General features: G+C 38.5%; 10 protein-coding genes and 1 pseudogene. 5 read left to right on the top strand and 6 right to left on the bottom strand.

The features are described 5' to 3' along the window. The first annotated feature begins 634 nt into the window (after positions 1-634). From F6K18_RS14545 to F6K18_RS14530, 4 genes are all read left to right on the top strand, one after another. Entirely contained in the window at positions 635-2536 is a 1902-nt protein-coding gene (locus F6K18_RS14545; protein ID WP_287521811.1) for an efflux RND transporter periplasmic adaptor subunit, read from the top strand. Between the two features lie 376 nt (positions 2537-2912). Beyond that, positions 2913-5774 carry a CHAT domain-containing protein gene (locus F6K18_RS14540; protein ID WP_287521810.1) on the top strand — a complete coding sequence of 954 codons (2862 nt, stop codon included), beginning with the start codon at positions 2913-2915 and terminating at the stop codon, positions 5772-5774. A 539-nt stretch (positions 5775-6313) separates the two neighbouring features. Continuing rightward, on the top strand, positions 6314-9268 hold the full coding sequence (locus F6K18_RS14535; protein ID WP_287521809.1) for a CHAT domain-containing protein: 2955 nt from the start codon (positions 6314-6316) through the stop codon (positions 9266-9268). A 250-nt stretch (positions 9269-9518) separates the two neighbouring features. Beyond that, the gene (locus F6K18_RS14530) at positions 9519-12629 is read left to right on the top strand and encodes an efflux RND transporter permease subunit (protein ID WP_287521807.1); all 3111 of its coding nucleotides are present in this window, start codon (positions 9519-9521) and stop codon (positions 12627-12629) included. 537 nt (positions 12630-13166) lie between these two features. On the opposite strand, the gene F6K18_RS14525 is transcribed toward F6K18_RS14530, so the two are convergent. The 5 genes and pseudogenes from F6K18_RS14525 to F6K18_RS14505 form a co-directional block, all read right to left on the bottom strand. Next, positions 13167-14477, bottom strand: coding sequence for a HEPN domain-containing protein (locus tag F6K18_RS14525; RefSeq protein WP_287521806.1), 1311 nt, complete (start codon positions 14475-14477; stop codon positions 13167-13169). 34 nt (positions 14478-14511) lie between these two features. Next, positions 14512-14712, bottom strand: a pseudogene (locus F6K18_RS14520) (hypothetical protein); the annotation flags it as partial. A gap of 24 nt (positions 14713-14736) precedes the next feature. Next, the gene (locus F6K18_RS14515) at positions 14737-14925 is read right to left on the bottom strand and encodes a hypothetical protein (protein ID WP_287521804.1); all 189 of its coding nucleotides are present in this window, start codon (positions 14923-14925) and stop codon (positions 14737-14739) included. Further along, positions 14910-15128 (bottom strand): CopG family transcriptional regulator, encoded by a 219-nt coding sequence (locus F6K18_RS14510; RefSeq protein ID WP_287521802.1) that lies wholly within the window; start codon positions 15126-15128, stop codon positions 14910-14912. The genes F6K18_RS14515 and F6K18_RS14510 overlap by 16 nt, the downstream gene beginning before the upstream one ends. A gap of 483 nt (positions 15129-15611) precedes the next feature. Then, positions 15612-16250: a peroxiredoxin-like family protein gene (locus F6K18_RS14505; protein ID WP_287521800.1), complete on the bottom strand. Its 639-nt coding sequence runs from the start codon at positions 16248-16250 to the stop codon at positions 15612-15614. 72 nt (positions 16251-16322) lie between these two features. Here F6K18_RS14505 and F6K18_RS14500 point away from each other — a divergent pair, with 72 nt between their 5' ends. Then, a complete protein-coding gene (locus F6K18_RS14500; RefSeq protein ID WP_287521798.1) occupies positions 16323-16475 on the top strand; it encodes a hypothetical protein in 153 nt (50 codons plus the stop codon). A gap of 248 nt (positions 16476-16723) precedes the next feature. On the opposite strand, the gene F6K18_RS14495 is transcribed toward F6K18_RS14500, so the two are convergent. Beyond that, positions 16724-17302, bottom strand: coding sequence for a TetR/AcrR family transcriptional regulator (locus F6K18_RS14495; RefSeq protein ID WP_287521796.1), 579 nt, complete (start codon positions 17300-17302; stop codon positions 16724-16726). Positions 17303-18073: the final 771 nt, after the last annotated feature.

Here is an 18073-nt window from a genome sequence, read left to right as displayed (position 1 = left end):
TATGCACCACCACCAATATTTAGTAGGGTGTGTGACGGTACGCTTACCATTTTTGGAATAATGATAGAACTCCGTTCCGCTTCGCGATCGGTTTTATATCATGTCCGCTGGGGCGCGTTCGTGTAAACCCAAAGGTGAATATCTACAGGAAATTTAAGTTTTTTCTTGCTCTTAAGTATTCTTGCCTGTTCCCTGTTCCCAGCTCCGGTGTTCCCTACCCTTGCTATACAATACCGATGCTACCGGACATGATATTACACCTCACGCACCTCATACTTTAGGAGGCGTGGGTTACATTTCATTAACGCACCCTACGCGATCTAATATTTATTTGATATCAAATCCGTTTAATTGGACATAAAAAAAATCTTCAATCGTCATAACTACCCTCATCTTTGTAATTCTTTCTCCTCCTGACTCCTGTCTCCTGACTCCTGAGGACTCCTAACTTAACCATTCTATGGCTGTTTAACCGGATTTGATATGACTTCTGCCTTCTGCCTTCTGCCTTCCCTTTGCAATTATTTCAAACGTATGTTTTAATCTAAAGAAATCAAACGATTGTTTTAAATGTCCATTTGAATCTAACTTAATAAAAATTTTATAATCTCTACTTAAGCTAAATTTTAAAGCAATGACAGAGAATAATTTGCTAGACTCTAAACCCCATGAAATTAATGGCAAAGTGGAAATCTTAACTGAAAAGATGGAAACTTTACCAATTCAGTCAGAAGTCACTAATTTCAAACCTAAAGTCAAGGATAGAAAATTTCTTCGCGTTGGTCTCGTGTTGGTGACTCTAGGAATAGCTTTTGGCGGTCTAAAATTTATTCAGGAGCGGAATATTTCTGCCAAACCAAACTTAGAAACCACTCTTCCCAATATCCTATCCGTTCAAGCTATCCCAATTAAATTAGTAAACTCCTATTCCGTTTCCCAGAGTTACACAGGAATTGTAGAAGCCAAAAGAACCAGTGAATTAGGTTTTGAACAATCTGGTTTACTCACATCTATATATATAGAAGAAGGAGAAGAAGTAACCAAGGGAACAATTATCGCTCAACTCGACACTAGCCAAACAAAAGCTCAAAAAGCAGTATTAATAGCACAGAAAGATAGAGCGATCGCCACACTCAAAGAACTAGAAAACGGAGCAAGGCCAGAAGTAATTGCAGCGACCCGTGCATCCCTACTCCAAGAACAAGCCAAATTACGGGAATTGCAAACTGGACCGAGACCAGAATTAATTGCAGCGACTCGCGCATCCTTACTCCAAGAACAAGCCAAATTACAGGAGTTGCAAACTGGACCGAGACCAGAAGTAATTGCAGCGACTCGTGCATCCCTACTCCAAGAACAAGCAAAATTGCAGGAGTTGCAAACCGGACCGCGTACTGAAGATATTGAAGTTGCTCGTTCGGGAGTTTTGGACTTAGAAGAACAATTAAATCTCGCTCGCCTTCAGGAAAAACGACGTGAAGAACTTTATACCGAAGGAGCAATTTCTCAAGAGCAGTTTGACGAAGCTTCAACCCAAGCAGATACTTTACAAGCAAGACTGGAGCAAGCAAAGAGCGAACTAGAGAAACTGGAAACAGGTACTCGTAGGGAACAAGTAGAAGCTCAACAAGCGCGGGTACGTCAGGCACAAAGTCAGTTAGACGAACTTATTGCTGGAACTCGCAGCGAACAAATAGAAGCTCAACGAGCTAGGGTAGGTCAGGTGCAAAGTCAGTTAGACGAACTGATTGCTGGAACTCGTAGGGAACAAATAGAAGCTCAACGAGCTAGGGTAGGTCAGGTGCAAAGTCAGTTAGACGAACTGATTGCTGGAACTCGCAGGGAACAAATAGAAGCTCAACAAGCAGAAATTAGACGTTTCGAGGCACAAATTTCTGAAATTGATGTTGTTCTGAGAAAGAGTACTCTATTTGCACCTTTTTCTGGTACTGTTTCAGTCCGACATTTAGATGAGGGAGTTGTGGTTAATGCTGGTCAGGGTGTTGTGCGTTTGCTTGAGGGTGGTGAAAGGAAGGTTAGAGTTGGGGTGCCACCAGGGAAGACTTCCAGTCTGAGAGTTGGCAGTCAGCAGGAAGTTAGGGTGGGAGAGAGAATTTATAGTGCAAGAGTGCTGTCGATATTACCAGAAGTAGATTCTATGACTCGGACGCAAACTGTGATTTTGGCACTACCTCAAGCTATTGCTCCTGGTACTGTTGTTCGTCTGGGATTAAATCAGACTCATGAGATGGAAGGATATTGGTTGCCTACTTCTGCTTTAGTTTGGGGGGAGCGGGGGTTGTTGGCAAGTTATGCTCTTGTACCGCCTTCGCAGTCAGATTTGAATTTACCTGCGGGAACTTATCAGACTGAAAAACGAATGGTTGAGGTGTTGCATACTGAGGGAGAGCGGAGTTTGGTGCGCGGAGTTTTGCAACCGGGAGATTTGATTGTGACTAATGGAACTAATCAATTGGCACCTGGGCAGTTTGTGAAGTCAGAAGTCAGAAGTCAGAAGTCAGAAGTCAGAAGTTAGATGAAGTTTAGGCAACTTTGTAGATTGGGTTGACATCCGGAAACCTAACAAAAATTTGTAATTTTTGAGTTGCGAGATATGCTTAACCTGAATGATAACTTTGTAGGTTGGGTTGACGTAAGGAAACCCAACAAAGATTTGTAATTGTTGGGTGGCGCTATCGCTTAACCCAACCTACTGAATACTGTTGTGGTAACAAATATTGCTGGATAATTCACAAGCATTATAATGCACCAACACAAAGAGTTGTAATTGTTGGGTTGCGCTCCGACGCTTAACCCAACCTACTGGATACTACTGGATACTGCATATCTTTCTTCAAACAAGAAGTATAGTAATATGAAATTTTCTCATTGCTTAGAAAGGGATAATATCTATGGTTTCTCCAATGCGATGGTTGTCTATTCTCAGTGTTAATAGTCTGATGTTATTTAATATCGGTTTTCCTCTCTTAATATTGCCAAGTATTTTGAATGAGGGAGAAGTTGCTGCTCAAACCAACCCTAATGCTGAAGCAGAAAAAGTCTTTGATGAAGGAATGAAACTTTATCAGGAAGGAACAGCAGAATCTCTCAGGGGGGCGGTCCCAAAATGGGAAGAGGCACTATTACTATTTAGGAAAACAGGTAACTTGAGCAGGGAAGCAACTACTCTCAATAATATTGGTTCTGTCTACGATAGCTTAGGAGAAAAACAAATTGCACTCAATTTCTACCAGCAAGCTTTACCTCTAAGACGACAAGTAGGCGATCGGGGTGGAGAAGCAACCACTCTCAATAATATTGGGTTTGTGTACAATAGCTTAGGAGAAAAACAAATTGCACTCAAATTCTACCAGCAAGCTTTACCTATATATCAACAAGTAGGCGATCGCTTTGGGAAAGCAATTACTCTCAATAATATTGGTATTGTTTACGATAGCTTAGGAGAAAAACAAACAGCACTCAATTTCTACCAACAAGCTTTAATTCTGAGACAACAAGTAGGCGATCGCTTTGGGAAAGCAGGTTCTCTCAATAATATTGGTCTTGTTTACGATAGCTTAGGAGAAAAACAAACAGCACTTAATTTCTACCAGCAAGCTTTACCTATATATCAACAACTAGGTTATCGTCGTGGGGAAGCAACTGTTCTCAATAATATTGGCCTTGTTTACGATAGTTTAGGAGAAAAACAAACAGCACTTAATTTCTACCAGCAAGCTTTACCTATATATCAACAAGTAGGCGATCGGGGTGGAGAAGCAACCACTCTCAATAATATTGGTCTTGTTTACGATAGTTTAGGAGAAAAACAAACAGCACTTAATTTCTACCAGCAAGCTTTACCTATATATCAACAAGTAGGTTATCGTCGTGGAGAAGCAACCACTCTCAATAATATTGGCCTTATTTACGATAGTTTAGGAGAAAAACAAACAGCACTCAATTTCTACAATCAATCTTTAACTCTAGATCAGCAAGTAGGCGATCAAAGTGGGCAAGCAATTACTCTTTATAATATTGCTAGGCTCAAACGAGGCGAAGGTAAACTTACTGAAAGTCTAGCTACCATCGAAAAATCCCTAGAAATAATCGAAAACCTCCGGACTAAGGTTGCTAGTCCCGAACTTCGCGCCTCCTACTTCGCTACCGTTCAGGATAGATACGAATTCAACATCGACTTACTGATGCAACTGCACCAACAACAACCAAACCAAGGCTATGATGGTAAAGCCTTCCACGCTAGTGAACGCAGTCGCGCTCGTACTCTTATTGAACTCCTCAACGAAGCTAGTGTTAATATCCGCCAAGGAATAGATCCCCAACTAGCTACAGCAGAAACAGAGCTGCAACAACAACTCAATACTATCGAAACCCAACGTATCCAACTCCTAAGTGGAGAATACACCCCCGAACAAAAAGCTAATATAGAAAAAACAAGAGACAAACTTATAGATGAATACGACAAACTCCGCGCCAAAATTCGTACCGCAAGCCCAAATTATGCAGCCATAACCCAACCTCAACCCCTCACCCTCAAGGAAGTTCAACAACAGGTGCTTGATAACGACACCTTACTTCTACAATATTCCTTGGGAAAAAAAAGCAGCTATTTGTGGGCAGTCACCAAAGACAGCATCCATAGTTATCAACTTCCTACCGAAGCAGAAATTAAAAATGCTGCTATAGAGTTGATGGTGAGAATAACAAGTTCACGAGAACGCAACAACATAGCAAAAGTTGATAGTGCTGCTGATGCTCTGACAGAAATTATTCTCAAACCAGTTGCCGATAAATTCAACAAAAAACGTCTATTAATAGTTGCCGATCGCTTCTTACAAGAAATTCCTTTTTCTGCCTTATCAATACCAAATACCGATGGAGAAAGTGATGGTTATCAACCTTTAATAGTTAATCACGAAATAGTAAATCTCCCTTCAGCTACTACTATTGCGAATATCCGCAATAGCACAAAATCTCGGAAACTTGCCCCGAAGAAAGTGGCTATTATTGCTGACCCAGTATTTAGTCCGGAAGATGGCAGAGTTATTTCAGCGAAAAGCGATCGGTCATCAGTTATCAGTGGTAAAATCAACACAGCATCTACATCAGAAAACCGCAGTCGTGCTTTACCCCTAGAGGCACAACAATTAGATAGGGCAGCTAGAGATGTTGGTATTAAGTGGGATAGACTTCCTGCTACTCGCACTGAAGCAGAAGCAATTATGGCTTTATTACCAGAGTCAGAACGCACTCAAGCTTTCGATTTTCAGGCTAACCGGAAAACTGCAACCAGCAAGGAATTAGGCCAATATCAGATTGTCCATTTTGCCACTCATGGTTTTGCTAATGGTAAGCAACCAGAATTATCAGGGGTTGTCATGTCGTTAGTGGATAAAAATGGTAACTGGCAAAACGGTTTCCTCCGACTGAATGATATTTTCAATCTGAATTTGCCAGCAGAATTAGTAGTATTGAGTGCGTGTCAAACAGCTCAGGGAAAGGATATTAAAGGAGAAGGTTTAGTAGGGTTGACAAGGGGGTTTATGTATGCCGGGGCAAAACGGGTGGTAGGTTCGTTGTGGGTTGTGGATGATGCTGCAACGGCGGACTTGATGTCGCAGTTTTATCAGGGGATGTTAGAGCAGGGGTTATCGCCTGTGGAGGCATTGCGGGCAGCACAGTTACAGATGTGGGAGGGTGGGATAAGTCCGTATTATTGGGGAGCGTTTACATTACAGGGGGAGTGGGAATGATCTCAAATTCGGTGGCATTGTATTAGATAGAGAGTGTGGGGAGTGTGGGGAGGGTGGGAGGTGTGGGAAGCACAGGACTACAAAAAATATAGGGTTGTAATTCTCTGACGACCACTTTGTAGGTTGGGTTGACGTAAGGTTAGCGTAGCTTATCCGCAGGATAAACCCAACAAACAACAAAGATGTGTAATTGTTGGGTTGCGCTCCGACGCTTAACCCAACCTACTGGATACTATCAAAATATTTAGCTACTTTGTAGATTGGGTTGACATCCGGAAACCCCACAAAAAGATAGTCCTGTTCGCATAATGGTATACAGCAAAAAAGAATACCTAGTATGGGAGCATCTTGCTCCCACTGTTGTGGTCACAAATATTGCTGGACAATTCACGACCATTACAATGCACCAACACAAAGAGTTATAATTGTTGGGTTGCGCTCCGACGCTTAACCCAACCTACTGGATACTGCATATCTTTCTTGAAACAGGAAGTATATTAATATGAAGTTTTCTAATTGCTTAGAAAGGGATAATATCTATGGTTTCTCCAGTACGATGGTTGTCTATTCTCAGTATTAATAGTCTGATATTATTTAGTGTGAGTTTCCCTCTCCTAATGTTGCCAAGTATTGTGAATAAGGGAGAAGTTGCTGCTCAAACCAACCCTGATGCTGAAGCAGAAAAAGTCTTTGATGAAGTAATGAAACTGTATAAGCAAGGTACAGCAGAATCTCGGAAGCAAGCCATCGCTAAATGGGAAGAAGCGCTATTACTATTTAGGAAAATAGGTAACTTGAGGAGGGAAGCAGTTACACTCGTTTGGATCGGTTATGTCTACGATAGCTTAGGAGAAAAACAAACAGCACTCAATTACTTAAATCAAGCATTACCTATATATCAGCAAGTAGGCGATCGCCGTGGGGAAGCAATCACTCTCAATAATATTGGCTATGTCTACGATAGCTTAGGAGAACAACAAACAGCTCTTAATTACTTAAATCAAGCATTACCTATAAGACGGCAAGTAGGCGATCTCCGTGGGGAAGCAAGCACTCTCAATAATATTGGCCTTGTCTACAATAGCTTAGGAGAAAAACAAACAGCTCTTAATTACTTAAATCAAGCATTACCTATAAAACGACAAGTAGACGATCTCCGTGGGGAAGCAACCACTCTTACAAGTATTGGCAGTGTCTACGATAGCTTAGGAGAAAAACAAAAAGCTTTTAATTACTTAAATCAAGCATTGCCTATATATCAGCAAGTAGGTGATCACCGTGGGAAAGCAACCACTCTCATAAGTATTGGCAGTGTCTACAATAGCTTAGGAGACAAACAAACAGCACTTAATTACTTAAATCAAGCATTACCTATATATCAGCAAGTAGGCGATCGCCGTGGAGAAGCAAGCACTCTCAATAATATTGGCAGTGTCTACAATAGCTTAGGAGAAAAACAAACAGCACTTAATTACTTAAATCAAGCATTACCTATATATCAGCAAGTAGGCGATCGCCGTGGGGAAGCAAGCACTCTCAATAATATTGGCCTTGTCTACAATAGCTTAGGAGAAAAACAAAAAGCTTTTAATTACTTAAATCAAGCATTACCTATATATCAGCAAGTAGGCGATCAGGATGGGGAAGCAAGGACTCTCAATAATCTTGGCCTTGCCTACAATAGCTTAGGAGAAAAACAAACAGCTTTTAATTACTTAAATCAAGCATTACCTATAAGACGGCAAGTAGGCGATCGGGATGGGGAAGCAGGCACTCTTTTTAATATCGCTTGGCTCAAACGAGACCAAGGCAAACTCACTGAAAGTCTAACTTTCATAGAAAAATCCCTAGAAATAATTGAAGACCTCCGTACCAAAATTGCTAGTGTTGAACTCCGCGCCTCCTACTTCGCCACCGTCCAGGATAGATATGAATTCTACATCGACTTACTCATGGAACTCCACAAACAAAATCCAAACCAAGGTTACGATGCTAAAGCCTTTCACGCCAGTGAACGCAGTCGCGCCCGTGCTTTCCTCGAACTCCTCAACGAAGCTAGTGTCAATATCCGCCAAGGAATAGATCCCAAACTAGCAATGGCAGAAACAGAGCTGCAACAACAACTCAATGCCATCGAAACCCAACGCATCAAACTCCTTAGTGGAGAATACACCTGCGAACAAAAAGCCAACATCGAACAAACAAGAGACCAACTCATAGATGAATACAACCAGTTACGCATCAAAATTCGTACCACCAGCCCAAATTATGCAGCTCTAACTGAACCTCAACCCCTCACTCTCAAGGAAGTTCAACAACAAGTATTAGATGACAACACCTTACTTCTACAATATTCCTTGGGTGAAGAAAGCAGCTATTTATGGGCAGTCACCAAAGATAGCATCCACAGTTATCAACTTCCTCCCCAAGCAAAAATCAAAAATGCTGCTATAGAGTTGATGGTGAGAATAACAAGTCCACGAGAACGCAACGACATAGCAAAAGTTGATAGTGCTGCCGATGAGCTGACAGAAATTCTGATCAAACCAGTTACCGATAAATTAAACAAAAAACGTTTATTAATAGTTGCCGATCGCTTCTTACAAGAAATTCCTTTTTCCGTCTTATCAATACCAAATACCGATCAAGAAAGTGATGGTTATCAACCTTTAATAGTTAACCACGAAATAGTAAATCTCCCTTCAGTTACTACTATTGCCAATATCCGCAATAGTACAAAATCTCGGAAACTTGCCCCGAAGAAAGTGGCTATTATTGCCGACCCAGTATTTAGCCCTGATGATGCTAGGTTTACAGGTAAAACTACCACAATATCTACAGCAGAATCTCGGAGTCGAGCTTTCCCCCTAGAGGCACAACAATTAGATAGGGCTGCTAGAGATGTTGGTATTAGATGGGATAGACTTCCAGGTACTCGCACTGAAGCAGAAGCAATTATGGCTTTAATACCAGAGTCGGAACGCACTCAAGCTTTTGATTTTCAGGCCAACAGAGAAATAGCAACCAGTCAGGAATTAGCCCAATATCAGATTGTACATTTTGCCACTCACGGTTTTGCTAACGGTAAGCAACCAGAATTGTCAGGGGTTGTCATGTCGTTAGTGGATAAAAACGGCAACTGGCAAAACGGTTTCCTCCGACTGAATGATATTTTTAATCTTAACTTACCAGCAGAATTAGTAGTATTGAGTGCGTGTCAAACAGCTTTAGGGAAGGATATTAAAGGAGAAGGTTTGGTAGGTTTGACAAAGATATTCATGTATGCAGGGGCAAAACGGGTAGTAGGTTCGTTGTGGGTTGTTGATGATTCTAGAACAGCAGATTTAATGTCGCAGTTTTATCAAGGAATGTTAGACCAGGGGTTATCGCCTGTGGAGGCATTGCGGGCAGCGCAATTGCAGATGTTAGAAACTGAGATAAGTCCTTATTATTGGGGAGCATTTACGTTGCAGGGGGAATATGATTCAAGATAGTTTAGAACTGATACAGCAAATTCCATCAGGCGAGAGGTACGCTACTCCTCCCTAGCTGTAATATCATCTCCAGATAATTAGTGATGAAAATACTTCTGTCTCCTGTCTCCTGTCTCCTGTCTCCTCCCTAAGTGATGAAAATACTTCTTTCTCCTGTCTCCTGTCTCCTGTCTCCTGTCTCCTGTCTCCTGTCTCCTGTCTCCTGTCTCCTGTCTCCTGACTCCTCCCTATTTATAACTGATAACTGAAAATGACTACTTTATTTTATCGAAACTTTAGATTATTAATCCTGGCAATATTGGTAATTCTCACCTGGGGAATTTCAGCTTTTTTCACATTGCCACGACTTGAAGACCCTGAATTAGTTTCTCGTCAAGGGTTTGTCACAACTTTTTTGCCTGGAGCTGATGCTGAACGAGTTGAAGCTTTAGTTACAGAAAAAATAGAAGAAGAATTATCTGAAATTGAGGAAATTAAAAGCTACGAATCAGACTCTAGAGCGGGTAGTTCGATTATCGATATTGAACTGTTAGACTCCGTTGAAGAGGCAGATGCTGATGCGGTTTGGTTAAGAATTAGAGAGCGATTAAATAGAGCTGCTCCTGAATTACCTGTGGGTGCGAGTCCACCACGACTAGAGGAGGTAGAAGTTAAGGCTTATGCTTTGATTGCAGCTTTAATTTGGGAACAAGATAGCGAACCTAATTATGCAATTCTTAACCGTTTATCTGAATTGTTGAAAGATGAATTTTTGGGATTATCGGGCACAGAAAAGGTTGATATTTTTGGCAAGCAAGATGAAGAAATTGTAGTAGAAATTGACCAGGTACAGTTAGCTAGTATTGGGCTAACACCTCAACAATTATCAACGCAAATTCAACAGAGCGATGCTAAGGTTTCAGCAGGTATAATGCGCAGTCAAAATAATGATTTACTATTAGAAATAGAATCAGATTTAGATTCTTTAGAAAGGATTCGGAGTATTCCAATTAATTTTAGCGAACAAGGACAATTTGCTCTCCTTGGCGACATTGCTGAGGTGAGGAAAACTATTATTAAACCGCCCAGAGAATTAACATTAATTAATGGTCGTCCTGCTGCTGCATTAGGGGTATTTGTCGAATCAGATTATCAAATAGACCTTTGGGCAAAAACAGCAGAAACAGAAATTGATAAATTCCGCGAACAACTAGGCAAAGGTCTGAAACTAGAGATGATTTTTAATCAAAGTAATTATATTGAAAATCGTCTAGATAGTCTGATTTTAAATTTGTTTATTAGTGGCTTTCTAGTATTTGCAATTACAGTCTTTTTAATGGGTTGGAAATCTGCAATTGTTGTTGGTTTAGCCCTACCTCTATCAACTTGTATGGTGTTAGGTTCGATGGGATTGTTAGATATACCTCTACATCAAATGTCAATAACTGGAATAATTGTAGCTTTAGGGCTATTAATTGATACAGCAATTATTGTGGTTGATGAAGTTAGTCAAGGTATAGCTTCAGGTCTAAAATCAGAAGTAGCAATTACTAAAGCAATTCATCATTTATTTATGCCTTTAATGGCATCAACTTTAACTACAGCTCTGGCGTTTTTACCAATTGCAATTATGCCTGGTCCTTCTGGAGAATTTGTTGGTAGTATTGGTATTAGTGTGATTTTAGCTGTTCTTTATTCACTATTAATATCAATTACAATCAGTTCAGCAATAACAGCAAAATTATACCACAATCCAGACCGTAATTCCTGGCAAAAAACTAAACAGCTATGGTGGAAAACAGGATTTTCAAATTCTTATTTAACTCAAATTTATCAACTAAGTTTACGCAGCATATATAGTTCTCCTTTGTTAGGAATATTATTAGGTTTAATATTACCAATAACTGGTATAGTTCAGCTGGGAACTCTGCCCCAACAATTCTTTCCTCAAGTAGATAGAGACCAAGTACAAATTGAATTAGAATTGCCAGCTATCACCTCAATTGAAAAAACAAGAAATACTGCTCTAAAAGTCCGAGAGCTAATTTTACAGCACCCAGAAATTGATGAATTACAGTGGTTTTTAGCCCGTAGTTCGCCCAGGTATTACTACAACTTAAAAGCAGGTAAAGAACGGTATCTCAATTATGCTCAAGGATTTTTGCAGCTAAATACGATCGCTAAACCAGAATTAGTTAACAGAATTCAAGCAGAAGTTGATAGCGCATTTCCTAAAGCTCAAATTTTAGTGCGACTATTGGAACAGGGACCTCCTTTTGATGCACCAGTGGAACTACGAATTTATGGTCCCAACTTAAACCGTCTACAACAAATAGGAGAACAAGCAAGAGCGCTATTAGCTCAAACTCCGAAAGTAACTCATACCCGTAGCACCTTAAACGACGTTCGACCTCAACTAAAACTGCTAGTGGATGAAGAAGAGATTCGTTTAGCAGGACTAGATCGCGCTACTGTTTCGGAACAGTTAGATACTTTACTAGAGGGAAATTTAGGAGGTTCTATCCTCGAAGGTGTTGAAGAATTACCAGTGCGGGTGCGAGTATCAAATACTCAAAGAGGAGACTTTAGCCAAATTAAATCCCTAGATTTACAACCGACTGGTTCCAGTCTCAATCAAAATCGCCAGAATGCAACAGACACAATACCTCTATCAGCTTTAGCAGAAGTAGAATTAGAGCCACAATTTTCAGTCATTAAAAGGCGTAACGGTAGAAGAGTAAACTCAATTCAAGGTTTTCTCGCTGCTGGAGTTTTACCTTCAGAAATTTTCACAAAATGGCAGCAAAAGTTAAATGATGCAGATTTTGAACTACCATCTGGGTACTGGTCTGAAGTTGCTGGAGAAGCAGAACAACAAGGGAATGCTCAAACAAATCTTTTCTCTACTCTGCCACTTATATTATTGTTATCAGCCTCAATTTTGGTATTATCCTTAAATTCATTCCGAGCAGCTTCCATCATTGGTTTAGTTGCTATTTGTGCCGCAGGATTAGGATTCTTTAGTTTATGGTTATTTGGCTATCCCTTTGGGTTTATGAGTCTGATCGGCACATTTGGTTTAGTGGGAATTGCTATTAATGACTCAGTTGTAGTTATGGCTGCCATCCTGGAAGACCCGGAAGCATCTACAGGCAACCGTCGAGCTACCCGAAAAGTAGTCCTACGTTCAACTCGTCATGTAATTGCTACAACCTTAACAACAATGATTGGTTTTGTACCTTTATTATTAGGAGGCGGTAGTTTTTGGCCTCCTCTAGCTGTAGTGATCGCTGGTGGTGTTGGGGGTTCAACGTTGGTAGCTCTTTATCTTGTTCCTTGTTCCTATTTACTTCTGGCGAATTTTGGGAGAAGAAATAATTGATAATTGATAATTAGATTTAGGTTGGGCTTTCGCTTCCTCAACTCAACCGACATCTAATACATATTGGTGTTTTTCTAATGGCAAAATACGCCATTTATTGAGTAATATTTGTTCGTTTGGATTCTATATAATACCAATTTGAAAAAAGAATGTTACAAATAATAAGGAGTATGAAAATAATTTATAGGAAATATCTATTGGATGAAAAAGATAAATTACTATATAAAAAATGGTGTAAAACTTATTTCTTCTGTTTCCTGACTCTTGTCTCCTGACTCCTAAGCAGTAACCTAAATATTTGTAGCAAAGATTTATCAAACTGGTATAACTCATCTGTCAACACGAAATAAGAAGTCATAATTTATATCAAGGCATTTTTCATAAATTTTCTTTAGGACAATCAAAACAGTTCTTTTTTCTTACTCTATCGAGTGTATATTGATATCGAAGATTTATGTTAAGTAACTGGTAACATTTATCTGAAGTAAAACCTAGCTCTTCTGTCAAAAAGCAAGCTTGCAAAATGAAAGAAAGTAATTATGTCAAGCAATACAAATATTTTCCTTTAGCTGCCTTTTCCTTTAAGGATTCCCTGTAGTGAGTTAAATAGTTTCTGGTGTGTACAACTTTAGTAATAAATGAATCTTTGTCCTGAATTAATTCGTTAGTTACATCTAGAATTAATTCAAATTTAAGTAAAGCTTCCAATCTTTCTCGTAAAAAAGGCTCCTTTTTTTTCTTTTTTTTGATTAGACAACAATGATAAGATTCTGCTCTTTCTTGTAAAGAAGAATTCTTTTCTTCATTTGTTTCGATTCGACGGCGATGATAAGATTCTACAACCTGAACAAGATTGAGAAATTTATGGTTTAAATACATATCTGGTTTGTACCAGATACTGAAGAATAAATTAAAAGTACTATCTAATTCCTTCCTAGAATCAAACCATCTTTCCAGAGTCGAGGAACGGTTATCAATGTCAGATACAGAGAAGAGCATTTCATGTTGAAAAAGTAATCTATTTTGCTCTTTTATGTCAGGATAGTTGGTTTTATAAAGAGCTTTTATAGGAAGTTGTTCTATCGTGTAAGGAATCTTTTCTATATCTACATCTGCATCACCGTAATAGGAATACAATTTTAATTCAGCAATGGAGTTTGCTCTATCAGTTGCAAAAGTGATAAAATCCTGAATAGGACCTATGAATTTAGAGCGAAAATCTTGAAATTTAGAGTTAAAATCTTGAAATGGAAGTTCTTTATTTGGTTCAATAATTAATGATACATATTGTTTTAAGTCAATACTTTCACGCTTACCTGCTTCACGACCACCATAAAAGACAGAAATTTTTGCATCTTTTGTAGTTACTTCAATATTTTCAGCAACAGTATATGTAAGTCTTAATTCTTTGAGTTTATTATTGTCTTGATAATCTCTTTCTTTTTTTATTCCAGGCAATTCACCCCAGTAAGATAGATAGCTATATTGTACTTCAGCTTTATGAAACAATATTTCGTTTGGGTTAGTAAAATGTCTACCTATTAAAGCAAGTTTTGGACAACATTCTTCGATTGAAAAACGACGGCTACTTCTCCTTATATCAAGATAAGTACTACAATCATAAAGAGTAATAATCTCTTCATGTGTAACTCCTAAAATAATTGGAACATTAATAAATTGTTCCTTTCGAGAAGAATAATTATGAAGTGAACCCATTAGTCGCAGTTTAATTCCCTCATCATTTGTAAATGTCAGAGTACCAGCTATTTTTTTCTCTGGCTTTCCAGCTATTTTTTCATCTTCCTTTAAGGGCAACCACCAATATCCTGAATATTCTATATTTTCCATTTTTCAACCTCTAATTAATTAAGTATCCGTAAAATTATGGCAATATTTCTAGGTATTTAACTTGTTCCGATTGAATTAAATTAAAATGTCTTCTATCTAGAGTTAAAATTCTTTTTATTTGATGATGTTCTGCTAAAATAACTAAACTAGCATCAACAAATCCGAGAGGTAAATCTTTATACTTTTTCATAAGTTTTGTAATTTTATTAATATCTTCTAACTCAAGAGTAAGATAATTAAAATATTCATCTCCTAAATCTTATATAAAACTTCTAGCGACTTTTTCTCCGAGATATTTAGTGGCTAAATAATCAACTTCTGGCAAAACAGTTATAGGGATATAAATTTGATAATTGGTGACAATATCAACCGCTAGGGAATGGTAGCGATCGTCCCTATCTAAAAAAGCAATAATTCCACTGGTATCTGCTATTACTCTTCTATCCATAATAATTCTTCCGCTTTAGAAGATAAGTCCGATCTGCCACTTGAACCCATTCCAACTGATTTAGGTAATTTTTGAGTTTTTTTAGTAAGATAATCAGTGATTAATTCTTGGATAATTTCAGGAATAGATTTTCCTGTTTGAGTAGCTAATTTTTGTAGATTAGCTTCAGTTTCTTCTGGCAAATAAATCGTTGTTGATTTCATTAGTAAGATTCTCAATAAAAACAAATACTTTAATTATAGATCATTATTGAACACTATCTTCAATTATCCTAATTTCTTCCTCTGTTAACCGATACATTCGTATTTATTTATGGCTAATTTTGGTAGAAGTAATAAGGAGTAGTGTGGGAAGTGTGTGGTAGGTGGGAAGTTTGGAGAAATAGCGGGAGCAAGATGCTCCTTGACGTAAGCATTCAGCAGTCAGCTATTAGCTAGCCTCCTATCGGAGGAACTGCGTTAACAGCTATTAATTTTGAGGAAGGTAAAAATAATTGAGAAATTGAGACAGAATAAAAGTTACTGTTAAAGTCCCCTTCCTAACCTAAGTTATTTCCCAACAACTCTAATGAATAATTACTAATTGCTGAATGCTTACCTATTGACCACTATAATTTACTTCTTACTTCTTACTTCTTACTTCTTACTTCTTACTTTTGACTTCCGCGTAGCGGCACTGACTCCTAATTAATTTAACACATTAATAATCTCTTCTGGGTCGAGACGTTGTGTATAATATGGGTTAACAAAAGCATGAATAATTGTACCATCTGAGGCAATTACATAAGTTGCAGGAATTGGTAATTCAAAACTTTCATCACCATTGTAAGCTGGTAAGTCAATGCCAAAACTTTGATATATTGGGCGTAATTCTTCGGGAAGTTGAAATACTAAACCAAATTCTTTAGCAACTTGATTTCCCCGATCGCTTAAGACTTCAAAAGTTAATTCGTTTTTCTCTGTTGTGGAAAGAGAATTATCTGGTGTTTCTGGAGAAATTGCGATTAATCTTGCTCCTAATTCTGTGATTTGTGGCAAGTACTTTTGTAAACCTCTTAATTCCATATTGCAATAAGGGCACCATCCGCCACGATAGAAGGAAATTACTACAGGACTTTCTACAAGTAATGAATTTAATTCTACTATTTTACCTACTGCATTTGGTAAGCTAAAGTTAGGAACTTTTTTCCCTACTTTTAAGCTATTGTCAACAATATCGGAGTTGGCTAAATCAACTACAGCTTTATTCATTTTTGCTTTTGCATCTTCTGGTAGTTGGGCTTGTATTTCAGCTTGGAGTTGTTGTAAGTTTTTGGTTAATTCCATGGGATTTTCTCCTATTATTTAGAATGATTGTTCCAATTAAGGCAAAAAAAATTGGCGTTGGTAAATTAGGGCATGATATTAATCTTAATTACTGAGGAGTCAGGTAGGGGAGCCGTCGGATTGGCGACGTACAGGAATCAGGAGTCAGGAGGAAAGAAAGAAGAAAGAGGAATAGAAGGAGAAAGTTTTTTGTTTGCTGGCGTACAACGCATCCTATCGGAATGAAGGGCGCAAACTTTAACACGGAGCGCAGAAAGGAGTTCTATCGACCTCTTACCCGGACATGATATCATACCTCAAATCACCAATGCCAAAAAATTAAAAGTCGGTAAATTAATCTATAGCAACGAACAAGTTACTTAGGATATAGACTGATAATGAACCTCAGACAGGGAAATGTTTTCCCCCTGTTCCCTGTTCCCTGTTCCCTGTTCCCTGTTCCCTGTTGCCTGTTCCCTGTTCCCTGTTCCCTGTTATAAAACAGAAAGAGCAATTCTAGCTATATCTTGTAATGCTTTTCGGTCAGGATTAACTTTAGAAATTACCCGTAAACCTTGTAAGCAACAAGTAAGAAATCTGGCTACGGTAGTGCAGTTATGTTTCTGACTAATTTCACCTTTCTCTTGAGCTGTAGTTAAAGCTTTTGTAAGTGCATTTTCAATCTGTTGGATCTTGGCAGCAATTTGTTTAGCACTGTCTGGGTTATTGCCACCAAGTTCAACAGCAGTGTTTGTAATTAAGCAGCCTTTATGATCTTCATCTGTTACTGCAGAATCAATCATACCATAAAAGATATCTACAATGGTTTGTTTAGAAGCATCATGTGCTTCTAGTTTACTAATCATCGGTGATACAAGTCTAGAGTCGTAATAGGCGATCGCTTCTTGAAACAGAGATTGCTTATCGCCAAAAGTATCATAAAGACTGCCTCGGTTGATACCCATCTTATCAACTAAGGTTTGTATGGAAGTCCCCTCATAGCCATAACACCAGAAGGTTTGCATTGCCTTCATTAATACTTCATCCCTATTGAACTCTTTCTGCCTGCCCATCACCTTTGATTTTAACTGCTCATATTTTTAAGATAGCAATTCTGGAATGATTAGTCAAGTATTGTGGTAAAATCTAGAATCTAAAAAAAATGTGATGGCAATTTGATAAATGACTAGGTTCTTTATTACACATCTCCAGAAAATAGGGAATAGGGAGTAGAGAGTAGGGAGTAGGGAGAAAGAATTGATAATTTCTGTGCAATAGTTGATTTGATTTTTTATGATCACCAGATGTCTATTAGATATCTCCAGAAAATAGGGAATAGGGAACAGGGAAGAATAATTGATCAAGAATTGATTTGATTTTTTATTTTTGGAGATGTCTATTTAAGAGTCAGGAGTCAGAATGAATGGTTTTATAGCCAGTAGTGGACTGACACGCCTAAAATGGTGCAATAGTAGGGGCGGGTTTCGCGCTATTCTTAATGGTGTTACAAATTATCTTATGAACCCGCCCCCAACCCAAGGATATAATATCAAATCCGGTTAAACAGCCATAGAATGGTTAAGTTAGGAGGAGTCAACCCACCCCTAACCCCTCCGGTGGAGGGGAAGTCAGTCGGACCGAGTCAGGAGGAGAAAGAATTACAAAGATAAACGTAGTTATGGCGATTGAAGATTTTTTTATGTCCAATTAAACGGATTTGATATAATGCACTATTTTAGATGAAACAGTCCAGTAGGGTGCGTTAATGGAATGTAACGTACCATCTAGATTTTATAGCGGTTTTCACAAAGGTAGACTACAGACAAAATATAAGTATGTTTTAA

The organism is Okeania sp. SIO2C2 (genome assembly GCF_010692625.1).
GTDB classification, from domain to species: domain Bacteria; phylum Cyanobacteriota; class Cyanobacteriia; order Cyanobacteriales; family Microcoleaceae; genus Okeania; species Okeania hirsuta.
Note: the sequence above shows the minus strand (reverse complement) of the source record. Positions and strands in the feature narration are given on the sequence as shown.